At 69.8% G+C, this 11,664-nt stretch carries 12 protein-coding genes; 9 read left to right on the top strand and 3 right to left on the bottom strand.

What is annotated here, in order from left to right:
• Positions 1-69: 69 nt before the first annotated feature.
• Both AC07PR_RS15020 and AC07PR_RS15025 read left to right on the top strand, forming a co-directional pair.
• Complete coding sequence (locus AC07PR_RS15020) at positions 70-1,479, top strand: coniferyl aldehyde dehydrogenase (protein WP_495135748.1); 1,410 nt, start codon at positions 70-72, stop codon at positions 1,477-1,479.
• Entirely contained in the window at positions 1,476-3,080 is a 1,605-nt protein-coding gene (locus tag AC07PR_RS15025) for a GMC family oxidoreductase (protein ID WP_495135749.1), read from the top strand. The genes AC07PR_RS15020 and AC07PR_RS15025 overlap by 4 nt, the downstream gene beginning before the upstream one ends.
• 56 nt (positions 3,081-3,136) lie before the next feature.
• Here the strand turns inward: AC07PR_RS15025 and AC07PR_RS15030 are convergent, their stop codons facing one another.
• Positions 3,137-5,905, bottom strand: a complete 2,769-nt coding sequence (locus AC07PR_RS15030; protein ID WP_495135750.1) for a hypothetical protein — start codon at positions 5,903-5,905, stop codon at positions 3,137-3,139.
• 251 nt (positions 5,906-6,156) lie between these two features.
• Between AC07PR_RS15030 and AC07PR_RS15035 the strand changes: the two genes are divergently transcribed.
• The 3 genes from AC07PR_RS15035 to ruvC are packed head-to-tail and all read left to right on the top strand — an operon-like array spanning position 6,157 to position 8,338.
• Positions 6,157-6,786 carry a lysophospholipid acyltransferase family protein gene (locus AC07PR_RS15035; protein WP_377157097.1) on the top strand — a complete coding sequence of 210 codons (630 nt, stop codon included), beginning with the start codon at positions 6,157-6,159 and terminating at the stop codon, positions 6,784-6,786.
• The gene (locus AC07PR_RS15040) at positions 6,783-7,769 is read left to right on the top strand and encodes a phosphatidate cytidylyltransferase (RefSeq protein ID WP_377157099.1); all 987 of its coding nucleotides are present in this window, start codon (positions 6,783-6,785) and stop codon (positions 7,767-7,769) included. The genes AC07PR_RS15035 and AC07PR_RS15040 overlap by 4 nt, the downstream gene beginning before the upstream one ends.
• 20 nt (positions 7,770-7,789) lie before the next feature.
• Complete coding sequence (gene ruvC, locus AC07PR_RS15045; protein WP_331616849.1) at positions 7,790-8,338, top strand: crossover junction endodeoxyribonuclease RuvC; 549 nt, start codon at positions 7,790-7,792, stop codon at positions 8,336-8,338.
• Positions 8,339-8,353: 15 nt separating this feature from the next.
• On the opposite strand, the gene AC07PR_RS15050 is transcribed toward ruvC, so the two are convergent.
• A complete protein-coding gene (locus tag AC07PR_RS15050) occupies positions 8,354-8,863 on the bottom strand; it encodes a cupin domain-containing protein (protein ID WP_377157101.1) in 510 nt (169 codons plus the stop codon).
• A gap of 159 nt (positions 8,864-9,022) precedes the next feature.
• On the opposite strand from AC07PR_RS15050, the gene AC07PR_RS15055 reads away from it, so the two are divergent.
• Complete coding sequence (locus tag AC07PR_RS15055; RefSeq protein ID WP_377157103.1) at positions 9,023-9,238, top strand: DUF1902 domain-containing protein; 216 nt, start codon at positions 9,023-9,025, stop codon at positions 9,236-9,238.
• Between the two features lie 3 nt (positions 9,239-9,241).
• On the opposite strand, the gene AC07PR_RS15060 is transcribed toward AC07PR_RS15055, so the two are convergent.
• The gene (locus AC07PR_RS15060; RefSeq protein WP_377157105.1) at positions 9,242-9,577 is read right to left on the bottom strand and encodes a DUF805 domain-containing protein; all 336 of its coding nucleotides are present in this window, start codon (positions 9,575-9,577) and stop codon (positions 9,242-9,244) included.
• A 179-nt stretch (positions 9,578-9,756) separates the two neighbouring features.
• Between AC07PR_RS15060 and AC07PR_RS15065 the strand changes: the two genes are divergently transcribed.
• Genes AC07PR_RS15065 through AC07PR_RS15075 form a run of 3 tightly spaced genes read left to right on the top strand, consistent with a single transcriptional unit; the run spans position 9,757 to position 11,603 of the window.
• Positions 9,757-10,134 carry a COG4315 family predicted lipoprotein gene (locus AC07PR_RS15065; RefSeq protein ID WP_483109083.1) on the top strand — a complete coding sequence of 126 codons (378 nt, stop codon included), beginning with the start codon at positions 9,757-9,759 and terminating at the stop codon, positions 10,132-10,134.
• Between the two features lie 28 nt (positions 10,135-10,162).
• Complete coding sequence (locus AC07PR_RS15070; RefSeq protein ID WP_495135751.1) at positions 10,163-10,696, top strand: RNA polymerase sigma factor; 534 nt, start codon at positions 10,163-10,165, stop codon at positions 10,694-10,696.
• 10 nt (positions 10,697-10,706) lie between these two features.
• Positions 10,707-11,603, top strand: a complete 897-nt coding sequence (locus AC07PR_RS15075; protein ID WP_495135752.1) for an anti-sigma factor family protein — start codon at positions 10,707-10,709, stop codon at positions 11,601-11,603.
• Positions 11,604-11,664: the final 61 nt, after the last annotated feature.

Here is an 11,664-nt window from a genome sequence, read left to right on the forward strand (position 1 = left end):
GGCCTGGGCGCGGCCGCGGAGCGGGCGTACGCTTGCTCCCATTCAAGAACGACAAGGCGGAGACACCCCATGGACCAAGCCCTGCACGAGCGCCTGCACCTTGTGTTGGAGCAGCAGCGCGCCGCGTTCGATCGCGAGCGGATGCCGACCTGTGCGCAGCGCCGGGACCGTCTGGCGCGGCTGCTGCGGATGAGCGTCGAGCACGCGGAGGCGCTCGCCGACGCGATGTCCCGCGACTTCGGCCACCGCTCGCGGCACGAGAGCCTGCTGGCCGATCTGTTCACCGTGCAGTCAGGCGCCCGGCATGCGATGCGGCATCTCAAGCGCTGGATGGCCGTCAAGCGCGCCCCGACCGCCCTGCACTTCCTGCCCGCCGGCAACCGGCTGATGCCGCAGCCGCTCGGCGTGGTCGGCATCGTCTCGCCGTGGAACTATCCGTACTACCTCGCGATGGCGCCCGCGCTCGCGGCGCTGGCCGCCGGCAATCGCGTGATGATCAAGCCGTCGGAGCTGACGCCGGCCACCTCGGCGCTGATGGCCAGGCTCGTCGCCCAGCACTTCGCGCCCGACGAGATGACCGTCGTCACCGGCGATGCGGAGGTCGGCAAGGCCTTCACGCAACTGCCCTTCGACCATCTGTTCTTCACCGGCTCGACGCCCGTGGGTCGTCTGGTCGCGCAGGCCGCGGCGCAACGCCTGACCCCGGTCACGCTCGAACTCGGCGGCAAGTCGCCGGCGATCGTCGACCGCAGCGCCGACCTCGCCCGCACCGCCGAGCGCATCGCCTTCGGCAAGCTGCTCAACGCCGGACAGACCTGTGTCGCGCCGGATTACGTGCTGGCACCGAAGGAGCTCGTGCAACCGCTGGCCGATGCGATCGTGGCCGCCGTGCGTCGGCTGTATCCCCGCATCGAAGGCAATCCGGACTACACCGCCATCGTCAGTCCGCGCCATCACGCGCGGCTGAAGGGCCTGCTGGAAGACGCGCAAGCCCGCGGCGCGGCGCTGCGACCCACGCACGACGACGCCCCCGCGGACCGTCGCCTCGTCCCGACGCTGCTGCTCGACACCACCCCCGAGATGGCGGTCATGCGCGAGGAGATCTTCGGCCCGCTGCTGCCGATCGTGCCGTACGGTCATCCGTCCGAGGCCATCGCGCACGTCAACGGCGGCGACCGGCCCCTGGCCTTGTACTGGTTCGGCGAGGACAAGGCCGCGCGCGACGACGTGCTCGCCCGCACCCATGCCGGCGGTGTCACGGTCAACGACTGCATCTGGCATCTGGGCCAGGAGGAACAGCCCTTCGGCGGCGTCGGCGCCAGCGGCATGGGCGCGTACCACGGCGTCTGGGGCTTCAACACCTTCAGCAAGCTCAAGCCGGTGTTCCTGCAGTCGCGCTTCGCCGGCACGAAGCTGTTCCATCCGCCGTACGGCGCGACCTTCGACCGCCTCCTCGGCCTGCTGAAGAAGATCGCATGAGCGCGGCGGACGGAAGCGATGCCGACTTCGTGATCGTCGGCGGCGGCTCTGCGGGCGCGGTGCTCGCGAGCCGGCTCAGCGAGGATCCCGGCTGTCGCGTGCTGCTGCTCGAAGCGGGAGGCCGAGGCGACAGCTGGGTCACGACCACGCCCTTCGCCGGGGTGCTGCAGGTCGCCGCGAAGCTCAACAACTGGGGTTTCCAGACCGAGCCGCAGTCCGGCCTGAACGGCCGGCGCGGCTACCAGCCGCGCGGCAAGGCGCTGGGCGGATCGTCCGCCATCAACGCGATGGTCTACACGCGCGGACACCGCAGCGATTACGACGCATGGGCCGCGGCCGGCAACGTCGGCTGGGGCTACGACGACCTGTTGCCCTTCTTCATCCAGGCCGAGCGCAACGAGCGCTTCGGCGCCCCGTGGCACGGGCAGGACGGCCCGTTGCGCGTCGGGGACCTGCGCACCGATTCGCCGATCCACGCGGCGTGGCGGGCGGCGGCGCGGGAGTCGGGCCACGCGGTCCTCGAGGATTTCAACGGCGCCGACCTGGAGGGCCTCGGCGTCTATCAGGTCACGCAGCACGAGGGCGAGCGGTGGAGCGTCGCGCGCGCTTATCTCGAACCGCATCTGGGCCGGCGGCCCAACCTGCGCGTGGAGACCGGCGTGCGCGCGTTGTCGCTGGTGCTCGACGAGCGGCGTGCGGTTGGCGTCGAGGCGCTGCAGGGCGGCCATCGACGTACGTTGCGGGCGAGGCGCGAAGTCATTGTCTGCGCCGGCGCGCTGCAGTCGCCGCAGTTGCTGATGCTGTCGGGCATCGGCGACGGCGCGCAGCTGCAGGCGCACGGCATCGCGGTGCGGCACCACCTGCCCGGCGTCGGCCGCAACCTGCACGACCATCCGGACTTCGTCTTCGGTTATGAGTCCGATTGCCTCGATCTCGCGGGCATCTCCGCGCGCGGCAGCGCCCGCTTCGTCGGACAGCTGCAGCGCTATCGCCGCGAACGGCGCGGGCTCGTGACCAGCAATTTCGCCGAGTGCGGCGGCTTCCTGTCGACGCGCCCCGGCCTGCCCGCGCCGAATGTCCAACTGCACCTGGTCGTGGCGCTGGTCGAGGACCACGCGCGCAAGCTGCGGCTGGGGCATGGGCTGTCGTGTCACGTATGCCTGCTCAGGCCACGCAGCCGCGGCGCGCTGACGCTTGCCAGCGCCGATCCGCTGGCCGCGCCGAGGATCGATCCGGCCTTCCTGCAGGACGCCGAGGACGTGCGGGAATTGATCGAGGGCTACAAGCTCACGCGCGATCTGATGCGTGCGCCATCGATGAAGGCGTTCTGGAAGAACGAGACCTGGAGCGCCGGCGTGGACGCGGACGCCGACATCGAGGCGCTGCTGCGCCGACGCGTCGACACGGTCTACCACCCGGTCGGCTCGTGTCGCATGGGCAACGACGACCTGGCCGTCGTCGACGACCACCTGCGCGTGCGAGGCATCGAGGGCCTGCGCGTCGTGGACGCATCGATCATGCCGAGCGTGGTCAGCGGCAACACGAACGCGCCGGTGGTGGCGATCGCGGAGAAGGCGACACAGTTGATCCGCGCTGAATGAGGAAGCCTCCCTGCGCAGGGCGGGGCGTCAGCCGCTGACCGGGCCGGTCGTGGCCGTCAGATCACCGAGGCGTTGAGCGTGAACTGAAGTGACGTCGTCGGGCTGAGATTGAGGAAGCTGTCGGTCAACTGCACGAGCACGTGCTTGTCGCCATCCGCGCCGAATGCCGAGCCCGGAATCTCTCCGCCGCTCTGCCAGTCCGACCAGTGCTGACCGTTGTCGATGCTGTAGTGGACATACTCTCCGGCCTTGAGCCCTGAGACCAGCACGGTCCCATCCGCAGTGATGCGGTCCGCGTGATACGGACCGGTGTCATTCTTCAGCGTCACGTCCGGCGCGTTGGGCGCAATCGTGTCCGCCCGCACGGTCAGCACGCGGGTCGACGTGTTGCCGGCCTTGTCGGACGCCGTGATCAGCAAGGTGCTCTGTGCCGGCGTGTTGCTGGTCTGTCCCGCGCTGAAGTAGTCTGCGGCCCAACTGGCGCCGCCATCCGCGCCAAAGGCGTAACTGGAGCCGCCGATCCTCACATCGACGACGTCACTGCCGTGGGTCGCCACCGTGACGCCGCTCTGTCCATTGAGTTGCAGGAGCGAGTCGCTCGCGAAGGGGGCATTGGGGGCCGTCACCTCGATCACGGGCGGCGTCGTGTCCAAGGACAACTGCACCGTGTCCGCCGCCCCGGCATTGCCCGCGGCATCGACCTGCCGGACCTCGACGGTATTGGCGCCTTCATCCAGGACACGCGTCGCCAGCTGTGTCCCATGGCCTTCGCGCCAATGCTCGTCACCGTTGACCTTGAACTCCCAGCTCGCACCCGGCTCGAGCCCGTCGACCGAGACATAGCCGCTGGCATTGATCAGGTTGTCCGGCGCCGCGATGCCGCCCTGCCTGTGGACGCTCGCGAGCACGGCGTCCGGTGCGACGCTGTCGACGGTGACCGCCAACGATTCGACGTCGCTCACATTGCCGGCCAGGTCAGTCTGGCGCACGTCGACGGTCTGGTGGCCTTCATGCAGCGCACCGGCCGCCAACGAATCTCCGGTCCCGGCCTTCCAGTCGCCGCCATCGATCCGGTATTCCCAGGTCGCGGTGTCCTCCAGCCGATGAACCAGCAGGCTGCCCTGTCCGTTGATCGCCGGCAGGCCGTTGCTGGTCGCCAGGTCGGGACGGTCCGGCGCCAGACTGTCGCGCGTGACGGTGATCGCGCTCACGGCGCTGTCGTGGCCGGAGGCGTCCGTCTGCATCAGCGCCACGTCATTGCGACCTTCGACCAGATAGTTCGCCGCCAGCTGCGAGCCGCTGCCGACGTGCCAGTCGCCCTCGCCGTTGATGCGGTACTTCCAGGTCGCGTCGGTCTCGAGGTTGTCGAGGACGACCGATCCCTGAAGTGGCACCAGATCGCCATGGCCACCGTCGAGGTGGGCATGCAGCATGTCCGGCGCATGCAGATCCTGGCGGACCGTCAGTGTCGCGGCGGCGCCCGGGTTGCCGGCCGCATCGACCTGCAGCACGTCGAGCCGGTTCTCGCCATTCGACAGCGCGGTCGCGGGAATGCGCCCGTCCTGCCCTTCGATCCAATCGCCTTGCCCGTTCACGCGGAACTTCCAGCTCGCGCCGGCTTCAATGCCCGAGACGTTGATGAAGTCCTTCGTGTTCAGCAGGTCGGTGCCGCTGCTGGTCTGCAGCACCGGCGCGTCCGGCGGCGTGAGGTCCAGTGTCACGGTCAGGTGGCTCAGCGGGCCATGTTCGCCGCCGGCGTCGACCTGGAAGGCCTCGACCTTGTTCAGGCCCGCGACGAGCACGCTGCCCGGCACCTGGTCGCCCGTGCCCTGGACCCAGTCGGCCGCGTCGTTCACCCGGTAGAACCAGGTCGCGCCCGGCGCGAGGCCGGAGACGGCGATCGTGCCGTCATTGGTCAGCCCGTCGTTCGACGCGCTGCCTGAACTGCCGTTGTCGTGCGCCAGCGTCAGCGTCGGCGCCAGTACCTCGTCGTGGACCCGGACCGCGAGCGTGGCGACGTCTCCGCGGCGGCCTTGATCGTCGAGCTCCGCGACCATCACCGCGTGCACGCCGCGGCTCAAGGTGGCGGCATCGATGCGGCTGCCCTGGCCGGCGTGCCAGGTGTTGTCCCCGTCGATGCGGTACACCCACGCGCCGCCCGGCGAGGCGAGCGCGACATCGACATGCCCCGCGCCATCGATCGTGTCCTTGCCGGAGCTGGTGGACAGCCGCGGCGCCGCGGGCAGCGGGGCTTCCGGCGGTGCGGGGGGTGCGGGGGGTGCGGGCGGGGACGGCGGCGGCGTGGGCGCCGACGGTGTGCCGGCGGCCGAGGCGCGGCTGTCGCTGGCATGGCTGTCGCCGCCGTGGCCGCCCGCGCTCGCGACGCCGGCCAGCAGGACCCCGGCGCCGGCGATCATCCACGGCCACACGGCATCGTGGTGGCAATCCTCCTCCGTGCCGTCGCTGTGGACCTCGCGGCAGGAGTCCGCCTGGTGCGTCGCCGCGTCCGCGTCGGCGCCGACGTCGGCGCCCGCCACCTTGCCCGGGTCCTCCGTCGCCGCGGGCGGTGCCTCCCCGGACGCCGTCGGGGCGTCGGTCGAGCCGTCCGCCTCGTTCCCGCCGTCCGACGCCTCCAGCGGAGCGGCCTCGTCGGGCTGGTGGCCTCGGGGCCTGCGGGTGGCGCCGGATGCAGGCGCGCCGGCGGACAGGGACACGGCGGACAGGGACGCGGCGGGCAGGGCAAGGTCCGCCACCGGCGTCGTGGTGGGCACGGGCGGCATCCCGATCGTGGTCTTGCTGGCTGGGGCAGGAGTGGAGGTCGTCATCGGCGTGCTGCGTAACCGGAAAGGACAGAAGACTCCCAGTGTCTTGTCATACGCCCGCCGGAGACGATGACCGGTTCTTGCAAGATTTCCAACGAAACCGACTTACTTGAGTTGAACCCCTCGTTGAGTGGAGCCATCGTGGCGTGGAACCCTCGTTGAATGGAGTCATCGTCTCCGGTGTCGGCGCAGACGGGTCCTGGGCCGAACGAGACTCCGAGCCGCCCCACCCGCAGTCCGGGATAATCCGTCCCATGGTCCTTGCCGAAATCACCGGCCTGTTCCTGTCCTGGCTGGCGCGCCTGATCACCGGCGCGCAGGGACACTGGAAAGGCTGTCCCCCGACGTCCGAACAACGCATCTACTTCGCCAACCATCAGAGCCACTTCGACTGGGTGCTGATCTGGGCCTCGCTGCCCGGCGAACTCCGCGCCCGTACCCGCCCGATCGCGGCGCGCGACTACTGGACCAGTTCCGCGCTCAAGACCTGGCTCACGAGCGCCGTGTTCAACGCGGTCTACGTGAGCCGCACGCGCGCGACACCCGACGAGGATCCGCTCGAGCCGCTGGTCGACACGCTGCAGGGCGGCGACTCGCTGGTCATCTTCCCGGAGGGCACGCGCTCCAACAAGGGCGCGCCGCAGGCCTTCAAGGCCGGCCTCTACCACCTGTCCGAGCAGTTCCCCGACGTGCAGCTCATCCCCACCTGGATCGACAACGTCCAGCGCGTCATGCCCAAGGGCGAGATCGTGCCGGTGCCCATCCTGTGCACCGTCACCTTCGGGGCGCCGATCCGGATCGAACCCGGCGAGGACAAGCGCGCCTTCCTGGAACGCGCGCGCTCGGCGGTGATGGCGCTGCGTCCCGGAGGATGGAAGGAATGAGGTGGCTCAAGTCATTGAACAGCGGCGAGCAGGTCGCCTTCCTGTTCGTCGTGCTGTTCGGCGCGCTGCTGCTGGTGAGCATCGGCTCGGTGCTGTGGTCGCTGCGCGAGCGCCCGGACGACCAGCAGGAGGCCTGGCAGGCGCGCTGGGCCAGGTTCCGGCACGAGCTCAACATGGTCTGGGTCGGCGCCTGCCTGTTCTGGGCCGCGTGGGTGTCCGGGCCGGTGGGCGCGACGCTGCTGTTCGCCGTGTTCTCGTTCCTGGCCTTCCGCGAGTTCATCACGCTGCTGCACACCCGCCGCGCCGATCATCGCGGGCTGATCATGGCCTTCTTCGTGATCCTGCCGCTGCAGTACGTGCTGGTGGGCACGCGCCACTTCGACCTGTTCTCGGTGCTGATCCCGGTCTACGGTTTCCTGGCGATCCCGGTGGCCAGCGCGCTGGCGGACGACCCGGGTCGCTTCCTGGAGCGCAACTCGAAGATCCAGTGGGGCATCATGGTCTGCGTCTACGGCCTGTCGCACGCGCCGGCGCTGCTGCTGCTCGAGTTCCCGAAGTACGAGGGCCGCGGCGCCTTCCTGCTGTTCTTCCTGGTGGCCGTGGTGGCCTGCGGGCAGATCGCGCAGGCGATCGCGACCAGCCGCTTCCGCGCCAAGCCGGTGGCGCGCCGCATCAGCCGCTCGTTCACGATGAAGGCGTGGTGGATCGGCGCGTTCACGGCGGCGCTCGCGGGCGCGCTGCTCTACTGGATCACGCCGTTCAAGGCGGGCCAGGCGGCGATCGCCGCGTTCGTCGCGGCGGGCTGCGGCAGTTTCGGCGTGTTCGTGATGCAGGCGCTCAAGCGCGACGCGGGCATCAACGCCTGGGGCAACCGCAGCGCGATCACCGGCGCGGTCGGCCTGCTGGACCGCATCGCCGTGATGTGCTTCGCGGCGCCGGTGTTCTTCCATTCGGTGCGGTGGTATTTCCGCGCCGGCACCTGAGACTTGAAGGAGTCGACGGCATGCGCATCCTCGGCATCGACCCCGGCCTGCAGACGACCGGCTTTGGCGTCATCGACGCGGACGGGCCGCGGCTGGCGTACGTGGCCAGCGGCACGATCAAGACCAACGCGCTGCCGACCGGCGACCTGCCGGGCCGGCTGAAGATCCTCTACGACGGCATCCGCGAGGTGGTGTCGCGTTACCAGCCGACCTGCGCGGCGGTGGAGATCATCTTCGTCAACGTGAACCCGCAGTCCACGCTGCTGCTGGGGCAGGCGCGCGGCGCGGCGCTGACGGCGCTGGTGTCGTGCGACCTGCACGTGTCGGAGTACACCGCGGTGCAGATGAAGAAGGCCATCACCGGGCACGGCGGCGCGGCGAAGTCGCAGGTGCAGGCGATGGTGGCGCGGCTGCTGAAGCTGCCCGGCGAACCGGGCAAGGACGCGGCGGATGCGCTGGGCATCGCGATCATGGACGCGCATGCCCGCGTGTCCTTCGAGGCGATGGGCAAGCAGACGACGCTGCAGCGTCGGCAGCACGCGCAGTTCAAGGGCTCGCGGACGTATTGAGCGCGGCGGCCCGGTTCAGGGTTCGTCGTGCCAGTAGTCGAGGTCGCCCTCGCCCACCTTGCGGATGGCCTCGAACGGTTGGGTCGCGTTGGCGGGCACGTGTTCGGCCATGAACTTGTTCGAGTCCGGATAGACGCAGATCTCCGGCTGTTCCATCGTGCTGACGGACAGGTAGCGGATCGGCGCGTCCGAGGTGTTGATGATGTGATGCGGGTACTCGGGCCCCGCGGGGATGAAGATCACGTCGCCGGCCTTGATCGGCAGGCGCTCGCCGGCGACGCGCAGCGTGCCGGTGCCCTCGAGGATGATGAACATCTCCTCCTGCGCGTAGTGCAGGTGGTACGGGCAGGTGGTCTTGCCGGGCTCGACGATGTCGTAGGACGCGCCGAGCTTGCGCGCGGCGGTCCCGCGCGCCAGACGCGCGGAGCGCGCCTCGTACATCGGCTCGCGCTTGAACGAGGTCAGCTCGGCCTCGTGGAAGTTGCGGATCAGCTGGGCGGCTAGCGCCTGGGCGCGGTCGGTCATGCGGGGGTCTCCTGGCAATCCTGACAAACTGAAGTGGCGGGTGCCACGCGTTCCGGTAGTCGCAGACTAGCTTTGAAACCGCTCCCCTACCAATCCATGCCGCAGACCATGGGGACATCGCTGACTAGCATTGATTGCTCCCGACCTTCAGGAGCACCCATGCCTCAACCATTCCAGATCGACGTCAACCACGACCCCGAAGCCGAGGTCTGGATCGCCCACTCATCCAAGGTGCCAGGACTTGCCATCGAGGCCGGCGACCTTGTGACGCTCGACGATCGACTGCAGCAGATCGTCCCCGAACTGCTCGAAGCCAACGGCTGTGCCGCCGGCCCCCAGAAGCGATGGACTTACGTGCTGAGGCTCAGCGCGTGATCATCACGCCGTCGTCGCCGTGCCCGCGCCGTAGCGGTTCGGCTGGCTTGGCTGGACGAGCCAGTAGATCATCACGATCCAGCCGATCAGCGGGATGATGCCGATCAGCTGCCACCAGCCGCTGCGGTCGATGTCGTGCAGCCGGCGCGCCGCGACGGCAAAGGACGGCAGCAGCGTCAGCAGCGAAAAGACCAGGCTCAGCTTGTCCGAGAACACGCTCAGGATCGCCGAGCCCAGCACCAGGAAGAGCACGAACCACCAGTACTCGGACCGGCTCGCGGTGCCGTTGAAGTCCGCGTACTTGCGCAGGCAGGTCTGGATCGAATCGCCGAAATTCATGGCACTCCCTCTTTCTCGTGTGAACATGGACGTCCCCGGATCGGAGACCGCCGGATCGTAAGGGCCTGCCCCCGACGTGGCGATCCCTCCGAGGGTGGACGAAGGTCAGTTGGAATAAGTGGCCCTCCCACCGTGTTCATGCAATACCCCCCACCTGACTTCAACCCAGGAGACTCCGCATGACGAAGACCCTCACGCTGACCGCCGCCGCCATCCTGATGGCCGCCGCCGGCCTCGCCGCCGCGCAGTCGGCCCCCGCGACCGCCAAGGGCGACGCGCTGGTCGGCCCGAACGAGATGACGCTCTACACCTTCGACAAGGACACCGCCGGCAGCGGCAAGAGCGTGTGCAACGGCGGCTGCGCCACGAACTGGCCGCCGCTGATGGCCCGCGCCGAGGACAAGGCCTCCGGCGACTGGTCCGTCATCACCCGCGACGACGGCTCCAAGCAATGGGCCTACAAGGGCAAGCCGCTGTACTTCTGGGTCAAGGACACCAAGCCGGGCGAACGCAGCGGTGACGGCGTCAACCAGGTCTGGCACGCTGCAAAGCCATAAACGGCCTGGCTCGCAGACCGTCTCGCCCATGCCTCTGGTCCTCGACGAAGCGCTGCCGCTGCTTCCCCGCCTGCGCCGCCACGCGCGGCTGCTGTGCGGCGACCATGCCCGGGCGGACGACCTGCTGCAGGACACGCTGGAACGTGCCGCCCGCAAGGGCGCGCTGTTCCATGCCGAGCCGGGGCCCGCGCGCCAGGATGCGCTGCGCAACTGGCTGCTGACGTTGATGCACCGCCTCTACCTGAACCAGCGGCGCGACGCCCGCGAGGCGCTGCACGACTCGCTCGACGAAGACGACACCCCGCAGCCGACGATCGACGAACCGCAGCAGCGCGTCGCCCTGCGGCTGGACCTCGAACGGGCGCTGGCCGCGCTGCCGGCGGCCTCGCGCGAGATCCTGCTGCTGGTCTGCGTCGAGGAACTGAGCTACCAGGACGCCGCCCGCGTCCTGGACGTGCCGGTGGGCACGGTGATGTCGCGGCTGTCGCGCGCCCGCGACCGGCTGCGCCTGTCGATGGACGGCGCCGCATCGGGCCGCCCGCCGCTGCGGGTGGTGAAATGAGCGCCGCATCATGACGCCCGACGACATCGACTTCGACGAATCCACCCTCCACGCGTACGTGGACGGACAACTGCCGCCCGAACGCGCCGCGCAGGTCGCGGACTGGCTGCTGCGCCACCCACGCGCCGCGCAGCAGGTGCTCGGCTGGCGCGAACAGCGCGAGTCGCTGAAGGCGCTGCATCGCGACTGGCTCGACGAACCCGTGCCGGCGTCGCTCACGACGGCGCTGCGCCCGCCGGCGGCCAATGCCTCACGCTGGCCGCGCGCCTGGGCGGCGGCACTGCTGCTGGCCGTCGGCCTGGGAGCCGGCGCCGCGGGCGGCTGGGGCGGTCATGCCTGGTGGTACGGCAAGAAGGAAGCCGCCGCAATGGCCGCCGCCGATGCGGCCGCGCGCGCCGCCGGCCGCGATCCTTCAATTCCGGAATACGTCCGCGACGCCGCCATCGCGCATGCCGTCTACCAGCCCGAGAAACGCCATCCGGTCGAGGTCGGCGCCGACCAGGCCGATCACCTGATGCAATGGCTGAGCAAGCGGCTCGGCCAGCCGCTCTACGCGCCGGTCCTGCGCGACTACGGCTGGAAGCTGGTCGGCGGCCGCCTGCTGCCCGCCGGCGACGATGCATCCGTCGGCGCGGCGCTGGCCCGCGCGCAGTTCATGTACGAGAACGAGGCCGGCGAACGCTTCACGCTCTACGTCAGCACCGGCGCGAGCTCGCCCGAGGCGCCGGTGGCCTTCCGCCTGATGCGGCGTGTCGAGGCGGGCCAGACCACGCGCAGCCTGTACTGGATCGACGGGAAGCTGGCCTACGCGCTCAGCGGCAGCTTCGACGAGCGGCGCCTGCGCGTGCTCGCCGATCTGGTCCACGCGCGCATCGGCATGATCGCGCGGGCGGCCTCCGCGCCCTGAGGCTCGCCCGGACCATGGCCCTGACCTTCCGGCGGTCAGGACCCGGCGGGCACAATGCGCG

The organism is Roseateles sp. GW821-FHT09H11 (assembly GCF_059415845.1).

Bases quoted from the DNA above. Each gene is read 5' to 3' on its own strand.
- AC07PR_RS15020 (WP_495135748.1), top strand. From the start codon at position 70: ATGGACCAAGCCCTGCACGAGCGCCTGCACCTTGTGTTGGAGCAGCAG.
- AC07PR_RS15025 (WP_495135749.1), top strand. From the start codon at position 1,476: ATGAGCGCGGCGGACGGAAGCGATGCCGACTTCGTGATCGTCGGCGGC.
- AC07PR_RS15030 (WP_495135750.1), bottom strand. From the start codon at position 5,905: ATGACGACCTCCACTCCTGCCCCAGCCAGCAAGACCACGATCGGGATG.
- AC07PR_RS15035 (WP_377157097.1), top strand. From the start codon at position 6,157: ATGGTCCTTGCCGAAATCACCGGCCTGTTCCTGTCCTGGCTGGCGCGC.
- AC07PR_RS15040 (WP_377157099.1), top strand. From the start codon at position 6,783: ATGAGGTGGCTCAAGTCATTGAACAGCGGCGAGCAGGTCGCCTTCCTG.
- ruvC (WP_331616849.1), top strand. From the start codon at position 7,790: ATGCGCATCCTCGGCATCGACCCCGGCCTGCAGACGACCGGCTTTGGC.
- AC07PR_RS15050 (WP_377157101.1), bottom strand. From the start codon at position 8,863: ATGACCGACCGCGCCCAGGCGCTAGCCGCCCAGCTGATCCGCAACTTC.
- AC07PR_RS15055 (WP_377157103.1), top strand. From the start codon at position 9,023: ATGCCTCAACCATTCCAGATCGACGTCAACCACGACCCCGAAGCCGAG.
- AC07PR_RS15060 (WP_377157105.1), bottom strand. From the start codon at position 9,577: ATGAATTTCGGCGATTCGATCCAGACCTGCCTGCGCAAGTACGCGGAC.
- AC07PR_RS15065 (WP_483109083.1), top strand. From the start codon at position 9,757: ATGACGAAGACCCTCACGCTGACCGCCGCCGCCATCCTGATGGCCGCC.
- AC07PR_RS15070 (WP_495135751.1), top strand. From the start codon at position 10,163: ATGCCTCTGGTCCTCGACGAAGCGCTGCCGCTGCTTCCCCGCCTGCGC.
- AC07PR_RS15075 (WP_495135752.1), top strand. From the start codon at position 10,707: ATGACGCCCGACGACATCGACTTCGACGAATCCACCCTCCACGCGTAC.